The following is an 18,408-nucleotide window of genomic DNA, read 5'->3' as shown; positions in this document are numbered from 1 at the left end:
GCTCACTCCTACAAGGGGAATGCTTTCGTAAACCCTTATTGTGGATTTCCCCATGAGTTCTGTTGCTGTGTTCAGCAAGGCCTCGCCGTTCGATGCATTGCAGCGCTGGCTACCGAAACTGGTGCTGGCGCCGAGCATGTTCATCGTGCTGGTGGGCTTCTATGGCTACATCCTGTGGACGTTCATTCTGTCGTTCACCACGTCGACCTTCCTGCCCAACTACAAGTGGGCCGGCCTGGCGCAATACGCGCGGTTGTTCGACAACGATCGCTGGTGGGTGGCGAGCAAGAACCTCGCCGTGTTCGGCGGCATGTTCATCGGCATCACCCTGGTGATCGGCGTGTTGCTGGCGGTGTTCCTCGACCAGCGCATCCGTCGCGAAGGCTTTATCCGCACCATTTACCTGTACCCGATGGCGCTCTCGATGATCGTCACCGGTACCGCGTGGAAATGGCTGCTCAACCCGGGCATGGGCCTGGACAAATTGTTGCGTGACTGGGGCTGGGAAGGCTTCCGTCTGGACTGGCTGATCGACCCCGATCGAGTGGTTTATTGCCTGGTGATCGCCGCTGTGTGGCAAGCCTCGGGCTTCATCATGGCGATGTTCCTTGCCGGCCTGCGTGGCGTCGATCAATCGATCATCCGTGCCGCGCAGATCGACGGCGCGAGCATGCCGCGCATCTACTGGAAAGTCGTGCTGCCAAGCCTTCGTCCGGTGTTCTTCAGTGCGGTAATGATCCTTGCGCACATCGCGATCAAGAGCTTCGACCTCGTTGCGGCAATGACCGCCGGTGGCCCGGGTTATTCCTCCGACCTGCCAGCGATGTTCATGTATTCCTTCACCTTCAGTCGCGGCCAGATGGGCATGGGCTCGGCCAGTGCGATTCTGATGCTCGGTGCGATCCTCGCGATCATCGTGCCTTACCTGTACTCCGAGCTGAGGACCAAGCGTAATGACTAGTCTTGCTGCCAAACCCGCTATCAGCTTGAGCCGTATCGCGATCTACGCGGTGCTGATCTTCGCGGTGTTTCTCTATCTGGTGCCGCTGGTGGTCATGTTGCTGACCAGCTTCAAGACCCCGGAAGACATCAGCACCGGCAACCTGCTGAGCTGGCCGACCGTGGTCAGCGGCATCGGTTGGGTCAAGGCCTGGGCCACGGTTGATGGCTACTTCTGGAACTCGATCAAGATCACCGTACCGGCCGTAATCATCTCCACCGCCATCGGTGCGTTGAACGGTTACGTGCTGTCGATGTGGCGTTTCCGGGGTTCGCAACTGTTTTTCGGTCTGTTGCTGTTCGGCTGCTTCCTGCCGTTCCAGACCGTGCTGCTGCCGGCCTCGTTCACCCTCGGCAAGATGGGCCTGGCGAGCACCACCACCGGCCTGGTGTTTGTCCATGTGGTTTACGGTCTGGCGTTCACCACGCTGTTCTTCCGCAACTACTACGTGAGCATTCCCGATGCGCTGGTCAAGGCTGCGCGCCTGGATGGCGCTGGGTTCTTCACGATTTTCCGCCGCATCATCCTGCCGATGTCGACGCCGATCATCATGGTCTGCCTGATCTGGCAGTTCACCCAGATCTGGAACGACTTCCTGTTCGGGGTGGTGTTCTCCAGCGGTGATTCGCAACCGATCACCGTGGCGCTGAACAACCTGGTCAACACCAGCACCGGCGCCAAGGAATACAACGTGGATATGGCAGCGGCGATGATCGCCGGCCTGCCGACCCTGCTGGTCTATGTGGTCGCAGGCAAGTATTTCGTGCGCGGGCTGACGGCCGGCGCGGTCAAGGGGTAATCATGGCTACGCTTGAACTTCGCAACGTAAACAAGACCTACGGGGCCGGCCTGCCGGACACCCTGAAGAACATCGAACTGTCGATCAAGGACGGTGAATTCCTGATCCTCGTCGGCCCGTCGGGCTGCGGTAAATCGACCTTGATGAACTGCATCGCCGGCCTCGAAACCATCACTGGCGGCGCGATCATGATCGGTGATCAGGACGTCAGCGGCATGAGCCCCAAGGATCGTGACATCGCCATGGTGTTCCAGTCCTACGCGCTGTACCCGACGATGAGCGTGCGCGAGAACATCGAGTTCGGCCTGAAAATCCGCAAGATGCCGCAGGCCGCGATCGACGAAGAAGTCGCCCGCGTGGCCAAGCTGCTGCAGATCGAACACCTGCTCAATCGCAAGCCGGGCCAGCTCTCCGGTGGTCAGCAACAGCGCGTGGCGATGGGTCGTGCGCTGGCGCGGCGGCCGAAGATCTACCTGTTCGACGAACCGCTGTCCAACCTCGACGCCAAGCTGCGCGTCGAGATGCGTACCGAAATGAAGCTGATGCACCAGCGCCTGAAAACCACCACGGTCTACGTGACCCACGACCAGATCGAAGCGATGACCCTGGGCGACAAAGTCGCGGTGATGAAGGACGGCATCATTCAGCAGTTCGGCACGCCGAAAGACATCTATAACGACCCGGCGAACCTGTTCGTCGCCAGCTTCATCGGTTCGCCGCCGATGAACTTCATCCCCCTGCGTCTGCAGCGCAAGGACGGTCGTCTGCTGGCGCTGCTCGACAGCGGTCAGGCGCGTTGTGAATTGCCGATGAGCATGCAGGACGCCGGACTTGAAGATCGCGAAGTGATCCTCGGCCTGCGCCCGGAGCAGATTGTGCTGGCGAACGGCGAGGGCAATGGCCTGCCAAGCATCCGCGCGGAAGTGCAGGTCACGGAACCGACCGGGCCGGACACCCTGGTGTTCGTCAACCTGAATGACACCAAGGTCTGCTGCCGACTGGCACCGGACGTGGCTCCGCAGGTGGGCGAAAGCCTGACGCTGCAATTCGATCCGTCGAAAGTGTTGTTGTTCGACGCCAATACCGGTGAGCGTCTGGGCACTGCCGGTCAACCACAGACCGATGCGCGGTCTGCGAACGTCGCCCAATTCAAAGGGCGCTGAAAAACAATGTAGGAGTGAGCCTGCTCGCGATGACGGTGTATCAGTCGACAGAGATGTTGAATGTAAAACCGCTATCGCGAGCAGGCTCACTCCTACAAGGAGCACGCGGTGCCCGGCCTGTCGAGCACCGCAATTTATGTAAACCGCGTTAGATAAAAACAGTTAATAACAATAAAGACGAGGATGTAGGGATGAAAAAGAAACACGTCAATGCCCGGTTGATCTGCCAGGTTTCAGCGGCAGCTGCACTGGTGCTGGCCGGTAATGCAATGGCGGCGGATGCCTTCAGCTCCGACTCCAAATGGATGACCGGCGACTGGGGCGGCGAGCGCACCAAGCTGATCGAGCAGGGTATCGACATCAAGGCCGACTACGTTGGCGAGATGGGCGCCAACCTGCACGGCGGTTATGACGACGACAAGACCGGCCGCTACAGCGACCAGTTCGGCCTCGGCGTGGCCCTCGACCTGCAGAAACTGTGGGGCTGGGACAACACGCAAGCGAAGATCCAGCTGACCAACCGTAACGGCTACAACATCTCCAACGACCGCGTTGGCGATCCGCGTGCCGGCACCCTCAGCTCCTCGCAGGAAGTCTACGGCCGTGGCCACATGGTGCGTCTGACCCAACTGTGGATTCAGCACCAGTTCTTCGACAACAAGCTCGACGTCAAGGCCGGTTACTTCGGCGAAGGCGAAGACTTCAACACCTTCCCGTGCGACTTCCAGAACCTCGCATTCTGCGGTTCGCAAGTGGGTAACTGGGCGACCAACATCTGGTACAACTGGCCAGTCAGCCAGGCCGCGATCCGTGTGAAGTACAACATCAACGACGAGCTCTATGCGCAAATCGGTGCGTACAACCAGAACCCGTCGCAGCTGGAACACGGCAACGGCTTCAAGCTCAGCGGCAGCGGCACCAAGGGTACCGTGCTGCCGGTCGAATTGGTCTGGTCGCCGAAGGTCAACAGCCTGCCGGGCGAATACCGCGTCGGTTACTACAAGAGCACGGCCGATGCCGACGACGTTCGCGAAGACGTCAACGGTTTCGACGCGGCAACCACTGGTGACGAGTACAAGTCGCACAGCAGCAAACACGGCTACTGGTTCGTGGCGCAACAGCAACTCACCAGCCACAACGGTGACGCGACTCGCGGTCTGAACATCGCTGCCAACGCGACCTTCCATGACAAGGACACCAACTTCATCGACAACTACCAGTCGGTGATGTTTGTCTACAAAGGCCCGTTCGATGCGCGTCCGAAGGATGACATCGGTATCGGCGCGGCGCGTATCCACGTCAACAAGGACGTCAAGCGCAACGCTGAACTGCTGAACGCTTCCAACGGTGTGTCCGACTACGACAACGCCGCGTTCTCGCCTATTCGTGAAACCGAATACAACTACGAGCTGAACTACGGTTTCCACGTCACCAACTGGCTGACCGTGCGTCCAAACCTGCAATACATCACCCATCCGGGCGGTGTGGATGAAGTCGATAACGCTTTGGTCGCTGGCCTGAAAATTCAGTCAACGTTCTGACGCGTCTGCGATAAGCTCCTCTCTATGTGCGCATTTTGCGGACAGCCCAGGCTGTCCGCTTTTTTTTGGAGGGTTCGCGCCGCCCATGAAAGTTGAATTCGGAACCGTAGCCAATGCCTGAGCATCCGCTGCAACGCTTCTTCAAATCCCTGCGCGAGCGACCGGTGTTCGCCTGGGAGCGCTATCAGATGCGCGACGTGTTGGTGATCGATCATCCGCTGTGTCAGGCGGTGTTCAGTCGTCAGGGCGCGCAGTTGCTGCACTTTCAGCCGCGTGGACAGAAGCCGTGGTTGTGGTGTGCGGCAAAGTGGCCGCATGTCGGCGCGATTCGCGGTGGCGTGCCGGTGTGCTGGCCCTGGTATGGCCGTCATCCGAGCGAAAACGCCTGGCCATCCCATGGTTGGGCGCGACTGCTCGACTGGAAACTGCTCGACAGCAGCAGCGCCGAGGATGGCGTGCGCCTGCACTGGCAATTGCAGCTGTGCGATTGGCAGGTCGACCTGCACGCGCATCTGGGCGAACGCATGGAATTACGTCTGAGCACCGAGCATCAGGACGACATGCCGTGCCAGTTGAGCCAGGCTTTGCACGCTTACTGGCGTATTGGCGATGTCGGTGAGATAGCGCTGTCTGGCCTCGAAGGCGCACAGGGTTATGACCAGTTGAGTCGCCAGTCTTGCCAGCAGGAAGGCGAGTTGCGGGTGGATGGCGGTTGTCAGCGAGTGTTCCAGCATGACGGCGAATTGCAGCTCAAGGATCACGCCTGGCAGCGCGAGTTGTGCATCGATACCGGTGACAGCGCGGACACGGTGGTCTGGCATCCCGGGGCACGGCCGTTGTTGGGCGTGACGTGGGATGAGATTTCCGAGTTTGTCTGTGTGGAAGCGGCGGCGGGCGGGACGGACAGTCTGCATCTGGCGCCGGGGGAGAAGGCGCATTTGAGTTTGCAGGCGTGGGCGGCGGCTTGAGTACGTCAGTTGGAGCGCGGGCCCTCACCCTAGCCCTCTCCCAGAGGGAGAGGGGACCGAATGGGGGATATTCAGGAGATCCACCGACCTGAACGAAGGTCGGTGAATCCATAATCGACTCGGTCATTCAGGTCGATGTCCAGCGCGAGACACCTCCGTCGGCCCCCTCTCCCTCCGGGAGAGGGCTGGGGTGAGGGGCTTTTGATCTTTAGTTGAATTCATCCCCAACCGGATACCGGCTTGCATTCAAGCTCTCTTTGATCTTGCGCAGATGCGGCTGGAAATCCACCCCGCGACGCAAGGTCATCCCGGTCGCCAACACATCCAGCACGGTCAACTGAATGATCCGCGAGGTCATCGGCATATAGATGTCGGTGTCTTCCGGCAGCGGAATGTTCAGGCTCAGCGTACTGGCCTTGGCCAGCGGCGAATTCTCCGCGGTCAGGCCCAGCACGGACGCCCCGTTCTCCCGGGCGATCCGCGCCACTTCCACCAGTTCGCGCGTCCGCCCGGTGTAGGAAATGATCACGAACAGCTCACCGGTGTGCGCCACCGAGGCGATCATCCGCTGCATCAGCACGTCGGCATGCGCAGTGACCGCGAGGTTGAAGCGGAAGAACTTGTGCTGCGCATCCAGCGCTACCGGGGCCGAAGCACCGAGGCCGAAAAAGTGGATCTGCCGGGCCTGGATCAACAGGTCGACGGCGCGGCTGATCAGGTTCGGGTCCAGCGCCTGACAAGCGCTGTCCAGCGAGGCGATGGCGCTGCCGAAAATCTTCTGTGTGTAGGCTTCGGGATTGTCGTCAGCCTCGACCGCGCGGCTGACATACGCCGCGCCACTGGCCAGGCTCTGGGCCAATTGCAACTTGAGTTCGGGATAACCGCTGACGCCGAACGAACGGCAGAAACGGTTGACCGTCGGTTCGCTCACCGAGGCGGCCTGGGCGAGGGCGGCGATGCTGAAGCGGGTGGCCTGCTGCGGATTGAGCAGGATCACCTCGGCGACCTTGCGTTCAGCCTTGTTCAGCTCTTCAAGGCGACTCTGGATCTGTTCCAGTAAATTTCGCACGCGGTCCATATGGAATTCCTGATTCACCAACGCAGAGTTGCGTCGGGCTATGCAAATTGGGCCTTTGATATGGCCCGGGACGGTGGCCTATCCTACTGATGCGTCCGGGCGACCACCACTCGGATTGTGCATTGTGGGAAAATGTTGTGGTTATTACTACATTTTCCCTTGAGTGATGCCTTGAAAAAAGGTATTTGTAGCTTAACTTGATAAAAGAACAAATATCATGCCTTCCATTACGGTTGAACCGTGCACCTTTGCCTTGTTCGGCGCGCTGGGCGATCTGGCCCTGCGCAAGCTGTTTCCTGCCCTTTATCACCTTGACGGTGCCGACCTGCTGCACGAGGACACGCGCATCATCGCGCTGGCCCGTGAGCCCGGCAGCGAGCAGCAGCACATGGCGTTCATCGCCGCCGAATTGCGCCGTTACGTCGGCAAAGAGCTGAACGAAACCGTGGCCGAGCGCTTTCTCGCGCGCCTAACCTACCTGCACGTCGACTTTCTCAAGGCCGAAGACTACGTGGCGCTGGCGGAACTGGCCGGCAACAGTCAGCGCATGATCGCCTACTTCGCCACGCCGGCGGCGGTGTACGGCGCGATCTGCGAGAACCTGGAAAAAGTCGGTCTGGCCGAGAACACCCGCGTGGTCCTGGAAAAGCCGATCGGCTCTGACCTGGAATCGTCGCGCAAGGTCAACGATGCGGTGGCGCAGTTCTTCCCGGAAGACCGCACGTACCGCATCGACCATTATCTAGGGAAGGAAACCGTTCAAAACCTGATCGCCCTGCGGTTCGCCAACAGCCTGTTCGAAACCCAGTGGAACCAGAATTACATCTCCCACGTGGAAATCACCGTGGCCGAGAAGGTCGGCATCGAAGGCCGCTGGGGCTATTTCGACAAGGCCGGCCAGCTGCGCGACATGATCCAGAATCACCTGCTGCAACTGCTCTGCCTGATTGCCATGGACCCGCCGGCCGATCTGTCCGCCGACAGCATCCGTGACGAGAAAGTGAAAGTGCTCAAGGCGCTGGCGCCGATCAGCCCGGAAGGCCTGACCACACAAGTGGTGCGTGGCCAGTACATCGCTGGCCACAGCGAGGGGAAATCCGTCCCGGGTTACCTCGAAGAACCGAATTCCAACACCCAGAGCGACACCGAGACCTTCGTCGCCCTGCGTGCCGATATCCGCAACTGGCGCTGGGCTGGCGTGCCTTTCTATTTGCGCACCGGCAAGCGCATGCCGCAAAAGCTGTCGCAGATCGTCATCCATTTCAAGGAACCGTCGCACTACATCTTCGCCCCGGAGCAGCGCCTGCAGATCAGCAACAAGCTGATCATCCGCCTGCAACCGGACGAAGGCATTTCCTTGCGGGTGATGACCAAAGAACAGGGCCTGGACAAGGGCATGCAACTGCGCAGCGGGCCGCTGCAACTGAATTTCTCCGACACTTGGCGTAGCGCGCGAATCCCCGATGCCTACGAGCGGTTGTTGCTGGAAGTGATGAACGGCAATCAGAACCTGTTTGTCCGTAAAGATGAAATCGAAGCCGCGTGGAAGTGGTGTGACCAGTTGATCGCCGGGTGGAAAAAATCCGGTGACGCGCCCAAGCCGTATGCGGCCGGGTCGTGGGGGCCGATGAGCTCCATTGCATTGATCACGCGGGACGGGAGGTCGTGGTATGGCGATATCTGATGTGCAACTGCCAGCAGGCGTGACTGCCCGCGAATTCAACAGCCCGGTGTTGCTGGCCGAAGGCCTGGCACTGAACGTTGCCCAGCAATTGAGCGAGGCCATTGCGGCTCGTGGCAACGCGGTGCTGGTGGTGTCCGGCGGGCGCAGCCCGGTGGCGTTTTTCCAGCATCTGGCCAAACAGGAACTGGACTGGTCGAAAGTCGTTGTGACCCTGGCCGACGAACGTTGGGTGCCGGTCGAACACGCCGACAGCAATGCCGGTCTGCTCAAGCAGTACTTGCTCAAAGGCCCGGCAGCCAAGGCGCAGTTCCTCAGCCTCTACAGCGCTGCGGTGAATGTCGAGCAGGCTGCGGAACAGGCCGACCGTCTGCTCGCCGAGCTGCCGCCGATCGACGTACTGGTGCTGGGCATGGGCGATGACGGACACACCGCGTCGCTGTTCCCCGACAGCCCGAACCTCGCCGAAGCCCTGCAAACCGAAGGCACGCGTCGTTGCTGGCCGATGCTGGCGCCAAGCGTGCCGCGTCAGCGCCTGACCATGAGCCGTGCGCTGCTGGCTTCGGCCAAACACAAGATTCTGTCGATTTCCGGTCAATCGAAACTGACCACCCTGAATGCCGCGCTGGCATCCGATGACGTCGCGGCCATGCCGGTGCGCGCGTTTCTGCAACCTACGTTAGAGATTTACTGGTGCCCATGAGCCAAGGAACAGCCGCTATGACAACCCCATCCCCGACCGTTTCCATGGCGGACAAAGTTGCCCTGATCGACAGTCTCTGCGCCAAGGCGCGGATCCTGCCGGTGATCACCATCGCCCGCGAACAGGACGTGCTGCCGCTGGCCGACGCCCTCGCCGCCGGTGGCCTGACCGCGCTGGAAGTGACCCTGCGTTCGCAGTTCGGCCTCAAAGCGATCCAGATCCTGCGCGAACAACGCCCGGAACTGATGACCGGTGCTGGCACCGTGCTCGACCGCAACATGCTCGCGGCGGCGGAAGCGGCAGGCTCGCAATTCATCGTCACCCCGGGCATCACCCGCGACCTGCTCGAAGCCAGTGTCGACAGCCCGATCCCGCTGCTGCCGGGCATCAGCAACGCCTCGGGGATCATGGAAGGCTACGGCCTGGGGTATCGCCGCTTCAAGCTGTTCCCGGCGGAAGTCAGCGGTGGCGTAGCGGCAATCAAGGCCCTTGGCGGTCCGTTTGGCGAAGTGAAATTCTGCCCGACTGGCGGCGTCGGCCCGGCCAATATCAAGAGCTACATGGCGCTGAAAAACGTCATGTGCGTGGGCGGTAGCTGGATGCTTGATCCGGAGTGGATCAAGAACGGCGACTGGGCCCGCATTCAGGAATGCACCGCCGAAGCTCTGGCGCTGCTGGACTGATCGGTAACCAACACTTCGTTGTGTGCTTTACGTCTTTATGGTGCGCTTGGTCGGCGCACCTTTTTTTTGCGCTGAAAAAACCGCCGGTACATGCCGCGATACATAGTTACCGCACGCTGGCTGTTTCACGGGGTTAACCTGCGTTCATCTTATGGAAGAGAGAACGCCTCATGGACGACCTTCAGTCTCTGACCCTTACGCCACAATCCCTTTATCAACCGAAGCTGGCCACCCATGGCCGCCCCGATGGCCGAGCAGCCGAACCCCAGGTGCGCAATATCAGCAAGGGAGTCGAAGGCCTGCCGCTGATCCTGCGTCTGTTGCTGGTCGATGCCATGACCGGCGAGCCGGTTACCGGCGCGCTGGTGCGCATTCAGCAGCGTATCGATAGCCACACCAGCCTCTGCGGCAGCCAATTGACCGACAGCCATGGCGTCGTCCGTTTCACCAGCATCTACCCGGATCGCCCGGCGCTTGGCACATCTTGCCTAACCCTGAACGTATACATCCCCAGCGACGACAAAAGCGCCCAGGCTCACCACGAAGCCTGGGCCGGCACCTTGCACCTGCCCGGCTGCTGCGACTGTGAAGCGCCCGCCGAGGAAGCCTTGCGGTTGGTGTTGCAGCCGATCGCTGGCGCGGATCTCGACGACGGTGCCTTCGCCTGCCAGACGCTCGGCATCGACACCTTCGCCGTGTCGTCGCAGCTTGGCCTTGAAGGCTACGAAAAAAATTCCGCTGTGCCGTTCTAGCGCAACTGGTTCAGCGCCCCTACCAGTTGCTCCATTTCGCCAGCCGTGGTGGTCAGCCCCGGTGTGACGCGGATGCACGGCCCGCATGCGGCGCCGGTGCGCACCACGGTGAACAGGTTGAACTCGTTGAGCAGGCGCTCAACCATGACCTGTTGATCGGCATGACGAGTGAAGCGCAGCGAGGTGATCCCGCAATACAGTTGCGGATCATCCGGCGTCAGCACCTCGATGCCCGGCAGGTCCCGCACCGCGCTGACCCAGAGATTGCGCAGGTAATTCAGGCGTGCGCTTTTGGCTGCGGCACCGCCGAGGGCGTTGTGCTCTTCGAACACCAGCGGCAGGGTCATCAGCGCCGGGATGTTTGGCGTGCTGTACGAGGTGCGCGCGCGAATGTCGGTGACCGGATAATGCATCTCGCCCATGTCCGGATCGATGTCGGCCAGACGCTGCGGGGCAACATAAATGAAGCCGAGGGTCAGCGGCGCGCCGATCCACTTGTGCAGGTTGTAGCCGGCGAAAGCGATGCCCAACGCTTGCAGGTCGAATTCGATGTGGCCGAGGGCGTGGGCACCGTCGAGGATGATGTCGACCCCATGCTCTTTGGCCAGCGCGGCGATGGCCTGCACCGGCATGACCAGACCAGTGCGGTGGGTGACGTGGGTCAAGGCCATCAGTTTGAGTTTCGGATGGCGGATGAACGCCTCACGGTAGCTTTCCAGCAGGCTTTCGAAGCTGGCCGGATGGCGGTGGGCAATTTCGATGACCTCGACCCCGCGGTGTTTCGCCAGCCAGCGCATGGCGCCTTTGACCGTGTCGTAGTCGAGGTCGCAGATCAGCACCTGATCGCCCGGCTGCAGGCGATTGTAATTGCGGATCAGCGATTGCAGGCCTTCGGTGGCGTTACGCGTCAGGGCCACGCTTTGCGCGCGTACGCCAATCAATTCGGCCAGTTGCGCGCGGATCTCGAGGTTGTCGTGCTGTTCAAAGCGCTGGCGCACGTAAACCGAGTTGCTGGTGTTGATCAGCTCGATGTTGCGCTGGTATTCCTCGATCACCGTACGCGACAGGCGCCCGAAGTAACCGTTCTCCAGATTGACCGGGCCGGGCTGCACATCGTATCGGTCGGCAAAGGTTTGCCAGAAAGCTTCGTCACGGGCTCGGCGGGTGTTGTCAGGCATGGTCGGCATGGCTCAAGAGAGGAGGGCGCTTCAGTGGCGCGGGGCGGGCTTGCCATGTTTGGCGCGTAGCGGCTCAAGCAGGTCGGACAGGCCGTTGTGGTCGATCTCCTGCATCAGCGCGAGCAGACCACCGAGTTCGCCGTGGGGAAAGCCTTCACGGGCAAACCAGTTCAGATAGGGGCCAGGCAAGTCGGCAATGATCCGGCCTTTGTATTTGCCGAAAGGCATCTCGCGGGTGATCAGCAGTTCGAGTTTTTCCGGATTCATCAGCGCGCTTCGTTGGTTTTCAGATCAGTCTGGAAAATACAGGCATTCTGCATGCAGGCCAAATGACAGATCATGCAAAAAACCAGCATACAGATGGTTCAATCTTTCGTAAGTTGTTGAAAAAAAAGCTTTTCTATCCGACCAAAAAGCTGGCACGCACACTGCAATATCCCTTGCATCTTCAACCCATCGCAAGGAATTGAAAAATGACCGACATGAATAAAGAAGCCATTTCTGTACTCAACGACCTGATTGAAACCTGCAAGGACGGTCAGGAAGGGTTCAAGACTTGCGCCGAAGACATCAAGCACCCAGAACTGAAAACCCTGTTCGTGCAGCGCTCCGCTGACTGCGCTACCGCAGCAGCCGAGCTGCAGGCTCAGGTACGTTCGCTGGGCGGTGATCCGGAAACTTCGACCAGCGTTGCCGGTGATCTGCACCGTCGCTGGGTCGACGTGAAATCCGTGTTCACCGGCAAAGACGAAGAAGCTGTGCTGAACGAAGCCGAGCGCGGTGAAGACCATGCGCTGAAGGCCTATCGCGAAGCCATCGAGAAAATCAACAAGCACAATCTGGTGGGTATTCGTGACCTGGTTGAGCGTCAGTACCACGGCGTACAACGCAACCACGACCAGGTGAAAGCCCTGCGTAACCAGGCTCGTGCCAACTCGTAAGAGTTAGTCGGCTACAAAAAACGCCAGCTAGTCTGGCGTTTTTTTGTGCCCGCAGGAAAAGCCCCTCACCCCAGCCCTCTCCCGGAGGGAGAGGGGACTGACCGAGGTGTCTTTCGCTAAACATCGACCTGAATGATCGAGTCGAACTCAGGATTTGAATCCGACGCAGATCGGCTCCCTTTCCCCCCTCGCCCCCTTGGGGGAGAGGGCTGGGGTGAGGGGGAAAGGCTCTACCTGACACCCTACAACCCATCAGCCAATACTGATCGCCGGCAATGTCGGCAAAGTCACCGTCTGCTGCTTGCGCGGCGCGAGAATCTCCGCCTCGCCATCCACCACAAGCTCATCACGCTGATTGAATACGCGAGTGGCAATGCGCACGCGAAATTTCGGCAGTTTCTCGAGAATCTCCAGACGCACCGTCAGCGTGTCGCCGATCTTTACCGGTTTCTGAAAGCTCATCTGCTGACCGATATAAATAGTGCCCGGCCCAGGCAGTTCGCAAGCGACCGCGGCGCTGATCAGCGCACCGCTGAACATACCGTGGGCAATGCGTTCCTTGAACATGCTCGCGGCGGCAAACTCGGCGTCCAGGTGCACCGGGTTGTGGTCGCCCGACATCGCGGCGAACAGCTGAATGTCGCGCTCTTCGACAGTCTTGCTGTAGCTGGCGGTCTGGCCGACTTCGAGGGCTTCGTAAGGGATGTTGGTAACCTGGGTCATCGGTTTCGATTCCTGTGACGGATTCAGTGAATCCACAAAAAATTATTCGCTGCGCTGCGGGCGCGGATGGCTCAGGGCCTGATCGATCCAGGCGAGCACATCGGCGGTCACTTCGTCGCGATTGCTTTCATTGAACAATTCGTGCCGGGCCTGCGGGTAGATCTTCAGTTGCAGGTGCTGGCTGCCGGCCCTGCGCAAGGCGTTGGCCAGATCAGTCAGACGCTTGCCCTCGCTCACCGGATCACATTCGCCGCCAATCACCAGCAGCGGCAGGCCCGGATCGATTTGCGCGAGATTGGACGCTTTGCTGATTTGCTGCAAGCCGCCGAGCAGGTCGATCCAGAACTGATTGGTACAGCGAAAGCCACACAACGGGTCGGCGGCGTATTTGTCGACCTCGGCCGGATCGCGGCTCAGCCAGTCGAAACGGGTGCGCAGCGGTTTGAATGTATTGTTGAACGAGCCGAACGACAGCCACTCGATCAACGCGCTGCGGCCCTTGCCGCCCTGACGCAGTTTTTCCAGCCGGGCAATCTGCCGGGCGACGCGATACAGGGCCACTGGCTGGAAATTCGATCCGCTGAGAATCGCCCCGTGCAGACTGGCGCTGTGGTGCAGCAGATAGGCCTGGGCCAGGTAACTGCCCATGCTGTGCCCGAGCAGAATGATCGGCACGCCGGGGTGTTGCTGGCCGATGTGCTGGTTGAGGCTGGCCAGATCGCCAACGACCTTGCACCAGCCATCGTCATCGGCGAAATGGCCGAGGGTGCCGTTGTCGGCGGTGCGGCCATGGCCGCGCAGATCCGGTGCGTAGACGCCATAGTCTTTGTCGCAAAACGTGTCGGCGAGGCGGGCGTAGCGAGCGCTGTGCTCGGCCATGCCATGGGCGACGAGAATCACCGCTTTCAAGGGCGTGGCCGGCAGCCAGCGGTTGACGTACAGGCGGCTGCGGTCACTCGCGTCCAGCCAGAAGGTGTCGTGGGTCATGGCGATTCCTTTGCTCAGCATCGCCACAGTGTATAGCGCGTCTGATCAGCCCACGCCACGGCACGAAGATTCACGGGATCAATGAGGGCTTGCGTCATATTTGCCTCAATGGCCATAGCTGCTAGTGTCCGTGAAGCTCCGCTTTGTGCTTTTCGCCTTCCATGGACGAAGCAGAAACGACAGAAAGCGGCTCCCGGATCGGCTCAGGTAAAGAGGACAAGAACAATGCAACCTGATTTCTGGAATGACAAACGCCCGGCCGGCGTACCGCTGGACATCGACATGGGCGAGTTCAAGTCGGTCATCGAAGTGTTTGAGCGTTCCTGCAAGAAGTTCGCTGACCGCCCCGCGTTCAGCAGCATGGGCATCACCCTGACCTACGCCGAGCTCGAGCGCCAGAGCGCGGCGTTTGCCGGTTATCTGCAGGCCCATACCGATCTGGTGCCGGGAGACCGCATCGCGGTGCAGATGCCCAACGTCCTGCATTATCCGATCGCCGTGTTCGGGGCCTTGCGCGCCGGGCTGATCGTGGTCAACACCAACCCGCTCTACACGCCGCGCGAGATGCGCCATCAATTCAAGGATTCCGGTGCGCGTGCGCTGGTCTACCTGAATCTGTTCGGGCAAAAAGTTCAGGAAGTGCTGCCCGACACCGATATCCAATACCTGATCGAAGCGAAGATGGGCGACCTGATGCCCGCCGCCAAGGGCTGGCTGGTCAATACCGTGGTCAGCAAGGTGAAAAAACTGGTTCCCGAATATTCGCTGCCCCAGGCGATCTCCTTCAAAAGCGCGCTGCGCATGGGTCGTGGCCTGGGTATCAAACCGCTGAGCGTCGGCCTTGAGGACATCGCCGTGCTGCAATACACCGGCGGCACCACCGGCCTGGCGAAAGGCGCGATGCTCACCCACGGCAATCTCGTGGCGAACATGCAGCAAGTGCGCGCCTGTCTGGCCCAGCTCGGCCCGGACGGTCAGCCGCTGTTGCGCGAGGGCCAGGAAGTGATGATTGCGCCGCTGCCGCTGTACCACATCTATGCGTTCACCGCGAATTGCATGTGCATGATGGTGTCGGGCAACCACAACGTGCTGATCTCCAATCCGCGCGACATCGCCGGCTTCATCAAGGAGTTGAAGAACTGGCGCTTCTCGGCATTGCTGGGTTTGAACACCCTGTTCGTTGCGCTGATGGACCATCCCGATTTCAAGACCCTGGATTTCTCCAGCCTGAAGCTGACCAACTCCGGCGGCACCGCGCTGGTCAAGGCCACCGCCGAGCGCTGGGAGCAGATGACCGGTTGCCGCATCACCGAGGGTTACGGCCTGACCGAAACCTCGCCCGTGGCCTGCACCAACCCCTACGGCGACCAGTCGCGGCTGGGCACCGTCGGCCTGCCGGTGCCGGGCACGCTGGTGAAAATCATCAACGATGACGGCGTCGAGCAGCCGCTGGGCGAGCGTGGCGAGCTGTGCATCAAAGGCCCGCAGATCATGAAGGGCTACTGGAACAAACCCGAGGCCACTGCCGAAGTGCTCGATGCCGAAGGCTGGTTCAAGTCTGGCGACATCGCGGTGATCGACCCGGACGGTTTCGTGCGTATCGTCGATCGCAAGAAGGACATGATCATCGTCTCCGGCTTCAACGTGTATCCGAACGAAATCGAAGACGTGGTCATGGCCCACCCGAAAGTCGCCAACTGCGCGGTGATCGGCGTGCCGGACGAGCGTTCGGGGGAGGCGGTGAAGCTGTTTGTCGTGGCGCGGGAAACCGGTGTCAGTCTTGAAGAGCTGAAGGCCTACTGCAAAGAGAATTTCACCGCCTACAAAGTGCCGAAGCACATCGTGCTGCGTGAGTCGTTGCCGATGACGCCTGTAGGGAAAATTCTGCGGCGCGAGTTGCGGGATATCGCATAAAGGTCACAAGCGAAAAGATCGCAGCCTTCGGCAGCTCCTACATTTGGAATGCGTTCCCTTTGTAGGAGCTGCCGAAGGCTGCGATCTTTTGCTTTTACACCCCTGACTATGGGGCTTTTACGGTTTAATAGGATTTTTGCTCTAAAATGACCGCTGACAAGTATTGAGTCATAAATATGACTGTAGGGCCCACGTTTGGCTCTGGTCGACCCTCGGCAAAGCTGCTACTCTCGGCGCGCTTTGTGACTTCTCGGCCTGTAAAACGCCGGATTCACCAATACAAAACACACACCAATAATAATCGCATCAAATGCGGTGAAGAATTCGCGTTGCTGAGGAGTGGGCTTCCATGATCGAAGACTTTTGGAAGGATAAGTACCCGGCGGGAATCGCAGCCGAGATCAATCCAGACGAGTATCCGAACATTCAGGCAGTGTTGAAGCAATCCTGCCAACGCTTCGCCAACAAACCGGCTTTCAGCAACCTGGGCAAGACAATCACCTACGGTGAACTGTACGAACTGTCCGGTGCCTTTGCCGCGTATCTGCAACAGCATACCGACTTGCAGCCCGGTGATCGAATCGCCGTGCAACTGCCCAACGTCCTGCAATACCCGGTCGCGGTCTTCGGTGCCATTCGCGCCGGGTTGATCGTGGTCAACACCAACCCGCTGTACACCGCGCGGGAAATGGAACACCAATTCAACGACTCCGGCGCCAAAGCGCTGGTGTGCCTGGCGAACATGGCGCACCTGGCCGAAGCCGTGGTGCCGAAGACCGGCGTCAAGCACATCATCGTCACCGAAGTCGCCGACCTGCTGCCGCCGATCAAGCGCCTGCTGATCAACAGCGTCATCAAGTACGTGAAGAAAATGGTCCCGGCCTATCACCTGCCCAAAGCCATCAAGTTCAACGACGTGCTGAGCAAGGGCCACGGTCAGCCAGTGGCCGAAGCCAACCCGGACAGCGGCGATGTCGCGGTGCTGCAATACACCGGCGGCACCACCGGCGTGGCCAAGGGCGCGATGCTCACCCATCGCAACCTGGTCGCCAACATGCTGCAATGCAAGGCGCTGATGGGCTCCAACCTCAACGAAGGCTGCGAGATCCTGATCACGCCGCTGCCGCTGTACCACATCTATGCGTTCACTTTTCACTGCATGGCGATGATGCTGATCGGCAACCACAACATCCTGATCAGCAACCCGCGCGACCTGCCGGCGATGGTCAAGGAGCTGTCGAAGTGGAAGTTCAGCGGTTTCGTCGGTCTGAACACGCTGTTCGTGGCGCTGTGCAACAACGAAGGTTTCCGCAAGCTGGATTTCTCCGCGCTGAAAGTCACCCTGTCCGGCGGCATGGCCCTGCAATTGGCCGCGGCCGAGCGCTGGAAAGCCGTGACCGGTTGCGCCATCTGCGAAGGCTACGGCATGACCGAAACCAGCCCGGTGGCCACGGTCAACCCGATCCAGCACATCCAGATCGGCACCATCGGCATTCCGGTGCCGTCGACCCTGTGCAAGGTCATCGACGATGCCGGTGTCGAGCAGCCGCTGGGCGAAATCGGTGAACTGTGCGTCAAGGGTCCGCAGGTCATGAAGGGCTACTGGCAGCGTCAGGAAGCCACCGATGAAATGCTCGACAGCGATGGCTGGCTGAAAACCGGTGACATCGCGCTGATCCAGCCGGACGGCTACATGCGCATTGTCGATCGCAAGAAAGACATGATTCTGGTGTCCGGTTTCAACGTTTATCCGAACGAACTGGAAGACGTGCTGGCGACTTTGCCGGGCGTCCTGCAATGCGCAGCCATCGGCGTACCGGACGAGAAGTCGGGTGAGGCGATCAAGATTTTCATTGTCGCCAAACCGGGTGTGACCCTGACCAAGGAGCAGGTCATGGACCACATGCGCGCCAACGTCACCGGCTACAAGGTGCCGCGCTCGGTGGAATTCCGCGACGCGCTGCCGACCACCAACGTCGGCAAGATCCTGCGCCGCGAATTGCGTGATGAAGAGCTGAAGAAGCTCAAGGCCAAGTCTGCCGCGTAAATAAAAAGCCCCGCAGATGCGGGGCTTTTTGTTGGTGCAGAGCAGGGCTTTGATCATGCGGTGAAGCGGCCCCTCACCCCAGCCCTCTCCCGAGGGAGAGGGAGCCGATCGAGATGTCTGGCGTTGAGCATCAACCTGAAAAACCGAGTCGATTATGGATTCAGTAAGCTCGATCAGGTCGGCGTATCTCTTGAATATCCCCCATTCGGTCCCCTCTCCCTCTGGGAGAGGGCTAGGGTGAGGGGAAGGG

17 protein-coding genes are annotated in these 18,408 nt (G+C 60.0%); 12 read left to right on the top strand and 5 right to left on the bottom strand.

Annotation, left to right across the window (positions count from 1 at the left end; all coding sequences use genetic code 11):
• The first annotated feature begins 52 nt into the window (after positions 1–52).
• The 5 genes from QRN33_RS00425 to QRN33_RS00405 all read left to right on the top strand — a co-directional run bounded on the left by QRN33_RS00425 (position 53) and on the right by QRN33_RS00405 (position 5,471).
• The gene (locus QRN33_RS00425) at positions 53–961 is read left to right on the top strand and encodes a carbohydrate ABC transporter permease (RefSeq protein WP_042607263.1); all 909 of its coding nucleotides are present in this window, start codon (positions 53–55) and stop codon (positions 959–961) included.
• Positions 954–1,799 (top strand): carbohydrate ABC transporter permease, encoded by an 846-nt coding sequence (locus tag QRN33_RS00420; protein ID WP_042607262.1) that lies wholly within the window; start codon positions 954–956, stop codon positions 1,797–1,799. The genes QRN33_RS00425 and QRN33_RS00420 overlap by 8 nt, the downstream gene beginning before the upstream one ends.
• A gap of 2 nt (positions 1,800–1,801) precedes the next feature.
• The gene (locus tag QRN33_RS00415) at positions 1,802–2,962 is read left to right on the top strand and encodes an ABC transporter ATP-binding protein (protein WP_064364972.1); all 1,161 of its coding nucleotides are present in this window, start codon (positions 1,802–1,804) and stop codon (positions 2,960–2,962) included.
• Between the two features lie 191 nt (positions 2,963–3,153).
• Positions 3,154–4,503: a carbohydrate porin gene (locus QRN33_RS00410; RefSeq protein ID WP_042607260.1), complete on the top strand. Its 1,350-nt coding sequence runs from the start codon at positions 3,154–3,156 to the stop codon at positions 4,501–4,503.
• A gap of 113 nt (positions 4,504–4,616) precedes the next feature.
• The gene (locus QRN33_RS00405) at positions 4,617–5,471 is read left to right on the top strand and encodes a D-hexose-6-phosphate mutarotase (RefSeq protein WP_064364970.1); all 855 of its coding nucleotides are present in this window, start codon (positions 4,617–4,619) and stop codon (positions 5,469–5,471) included.
• Positions 5,472–5,679: 208 nt separating this feature from the next.
• Here QRN33_RS00405 and QRN33_RS00400 read toward each other — a convergent pair whose 3' ends face one another.
• On the bottom strand, positions 5,680–6,540 hold the full coding sequence (locus QRN33_RS00400) for a MurR/RpiR family transcriptional regulator (protein WP_169842436.1): 861 nt from the start codon (positions 6,538–6,540) through the stop codon (positions 5,680–5,682).
• Between the two features lie 226 nt (positions 6,541–6,766).
• Here QRN33_RS00400 and zwf point away from each other — a divergent pair, with 226 nt between their 5' ends.
• The 4 genes from zwf (at position 6,767) to QRN33_RS00380 (ending at position 10,368) form a co-directional block, all read left to right on the top strand.
• Positions 6,767–8,233 (top strand): glucose-6-phosphate dehydrogenase, encoded by a 1,467-nt coding sequence (zwf, locus tag QRN33_RS00395; RefSeq protein WP_042607258.1) that lies wholly within the window; start codon positions 6,767–6,769, stop codon positions 8,231–8,233.
• Positions 8,220–8,933: a 6-phosphogluconolactonase gene (gene pgl, locus QRN33_RS00390; RefSeq protein WP_285405962.1), complete on the top strand. Its 714-nt coding sequence runs from the start codon at positions 8,220–8,222 to the stop codon at positions 8,931–8,933. The genes zwf and pgl overlap by 14 nt, the downstream gene beginning before the upstream one ends.
• Positions 8,934–8,950: 17 nt before the next feature.
• Positions 8,951–9,616: a bifunctional 4-hydroxy-2-oxoglutarate aldolase/2-dehydro-3-deoxy-phosphogluconate aldolase gene (locus QRN33_RS00385; protein ID WP_016773539.1), complete on the top strand. Its 666-nt coding sequence runs from the start codon at positions 8,951–8,953 to the stop codon at positions 9,614–9,616.
• Between the two features lie 170 nt (positions 9,617–9,786).
• Complete coding sequence (locus QRN33_RS00380) at positions 9,787–10,368, top strand: peptidase associated/transthyretin-like domain-containing protein (protein WP_285405960.1); 582 nt, start codon at positions 9,787–9,789, stop codon at positions 10,366–10,368.
• On the opposite strand, the gene QRN33_RS00375 is transcribed toward QRN33_RS00380, so the two are convergent.
• Both QRN33_RS00375 and QRN33_RS00370 read right to left on the bottom strand, forming a co-directional pair.
• The gene (locus tag QRN33_RS00375) at positions 10,365–11,546 is read right to left on the bottom strand and encodes an aminotransferase class V-fold PLP-dependent enzyme (RefSeq protein WP_285405958.1); all 1,182 of its coding nucleotides are present in this window, start codon (positions 11,544–11,546) and stop codon (positions 10,365–10,367) included. The genes QRN33_RS00380 and QRN33_RS00375 overlap by 4 nt on opposite strands.
• Before the next feature lie 30 nt (positions 11,547–11,576).
• Positions 11,577–11,813 (bottom strand): DUF3820 family protein, encoded by a 237-nt coding sequence (locus QRN33_RS00370; RefSeq protein ID WP_003227425.1) that lies wholly within the window; start codon positions 11,811–11,813, stop codon positions 11,577–11,579.
• A 206-nt stretch (positions 11,814–12,019) separates the two neighbouring features.
• Here QRN33_RS00370 and QRN33_RS00365 point away from each other — a divergent pair, with 206 nt between their 5' ends.
• Positions 12,020–12,487, top strand: coding sequence for a ferritin-like domain-containing protein (locus QRN33_RS00365; protein WP_123418886.1), 468 nt, complete (start codon positions 12,020–12,022; stop codon positions 12,485–12,487).
• Positions 12,488–12,739: 252 nt separating this feature from the next.
• On the opposite strand, the gene QRN33_RS00360 is transcribed toward QRN33_RS00365, so the two are convergent.
• Positions 12,740–13,210 (bottom strand): MaoC family dehydratase, encoded by a 471-nt coding sequence (locus tag QRN33_RS00360; protein WP_003227420.1) that lies wholly within the window; start codon positions 13,208–13,210, stop codon positions 12,740–12,742.
• 42 nt (positions 13,211–13,252) lie between these two features.
• Entirely contained in the window at positions 13,253–14,197 is a 945-nt protein-coding gene (locus tag QRN33_RS00355) for an alpha/beta hydrolase (RefSeq protein ID WP_285405955.1), read from the bottom strand.
• A 225-nt stretch (positions 14,198–14,422) separates the two neighbouring features.
• Here QRN33_RS00355 and fadD2 point away from each other — a divergent pair, with 225 nt between their 5' ends.
• Positions 14,423–16,111: a long-chain-fatty-acid--CoA ligase FadD2 gene (gene fadD2 / locus QRN33_RS00350; RefSeq protein WP_042607253.1), complete on the top strand. Its 1,689-nt coding sequence runs from the start codon at positions 14,423–14,425 to the stop codon at positions 16,109–16,111.
• A 349-nt stretch (positions 16,112–16,460) separates the two neighbouring features.
• The gene (gene fadD1 / locus QRN33_RS00345) at positions 16,461–18,158 is read left to right on the top strand and encodes a long-chain-fatty-acid--CoA ligase FadD1 (RefSeq protein WP_123418887.1); all 1,698 of its coding nucleotides are present in this window, start codon (positions 16,461–16,463) and stop codon (positions 18,156–18,158) included.
• Positions 18,159–18,408: the final 250 nt, after the last annotated feature.

It is taken from the genome of Pseudomonas sp. FR229a (genome assembly GCF_030209115.1).
Taxonomy (GTDB): Bacteria; Pseudomonadota; Gammaproteobacteria; order Pseudomonadales; family Pseudomonadaceae; genus Aquipseudomonas; species Aquipseudomonas moraviensis_A.
Note: the sequence above shows the minus strand (reverse complement) of the source record. Positions and strands in the feature narration are given on the sequence as shown.

Bases quoted from the DNA above. Each gene is read 5' to 3' on its own strand.
- QRN33_RS00370 (WP_003227425.1), bottom strand. From the start codon at position 11,813: ATGAATCCGGAAAAACTCGAACTGCTGATCACCCGCGAGATGCCTTTC.
- pgl (WP_285405962.1), top strand. From the start codon at position 8,220: ATGGCGATATCTGATGTGCAACTGCCAGCAGGCGTGACTGCCCGCGAA.
- QRN33_RS00355 (WP_285405955.1), bottom strand. From the start codon at position 14,197: ATGACCCACGACACCTTCTGGCTGGACGCGAGTGACCGCAGCCGCCTG.
- fadD1 (WP_123418887.1), top strand. From the start codon at position 16,461: ATGATCGAAGACTTTTGGAAGGATAAGTACCCGGCGGGAATCGCAGCC.
- QRN33_RS00415 (WP_064364972.1), top strand. From the start codon at position 1,802: ATGGCTACGCTTGAACTTCGCAACGTAAACAAGACCTACGGGGCCGGC.
- QRN33_RS00405 (WP_064364970.1), top strand. From the start codon at position 4,617: ATGCCTGAGCATCCGCTGCAACGCTTCTTCAAATCCCTGCGCGAGCGA.
- QRN33_RS00425 (WP_042607263.1), top strand. From the start codon at position 53: ATGAGTTCTGTTGCTGTGTTCAGCAAGGCCTCGCCGTTCGATGCATTG.
- QRN33_RS00380 (WP_285405960.1), top strand. From the start codon at position 9,787: ATGGACGACCTTCAGTCTCTGACCCTTACGCCACAATCCCTTTATCAA.
- fadD2 (WP_042607253.1), top strand. From the start codon at position 14,423: ATGCAACCTGATTTCTGGAATGACAAACGCCCGGCCGGCGTACCGCTG.
- QRN33_RS00375 (WP_285405958.1), bottom strand. From the start codon at position 11,546: ATGCCTGACAACACCCGCCGAGCCCGTGACGAAGCTTTCTGGCAAACC.
- QRN33_RS00385 (WP_016773539.1), top strand. From the start codon at position 8,951: ATGACAACCCCATCCCCGACCGTTTCCATGGCGGACAAAGTTGCCCTG.
- zwf (WP_042607258.1), top strand. From the start codon at position 6,767: ATGCCTTCCATTACGGTTGAACCGTGCACCTTTGCCTTGTTCGGCGCG.
- QRN33_RS00420 (WP_042607262.1), top strand. From the start codon at position 954: ATGACTAGTCTTGCTGCCAAACCCGCTATCAGCTTGAGCCGTATCGCG.
- QRN33_RS00410 (WP_042607260.1), top strand. From the start codon at position 3,154: ATGAAAAAGAAACACGTCAATGCCCGGTTGATCTGCCAGGTTTCAGCG.
- QRN33_RS00360 (WP_003227420.1), bottom strand. From the start codon at position 13,210: ATGACCCAGGTTACCAACATCCCTTACGAAGCCCTCGAAGTCGGCCAG.
- QRN33_RS00365 (WP_123418886.1), top strand. From the start codon at position 12,020: ATGACCGACATGAATAAAGAAGCCATTTCTGTACTCAACGACCTGATT.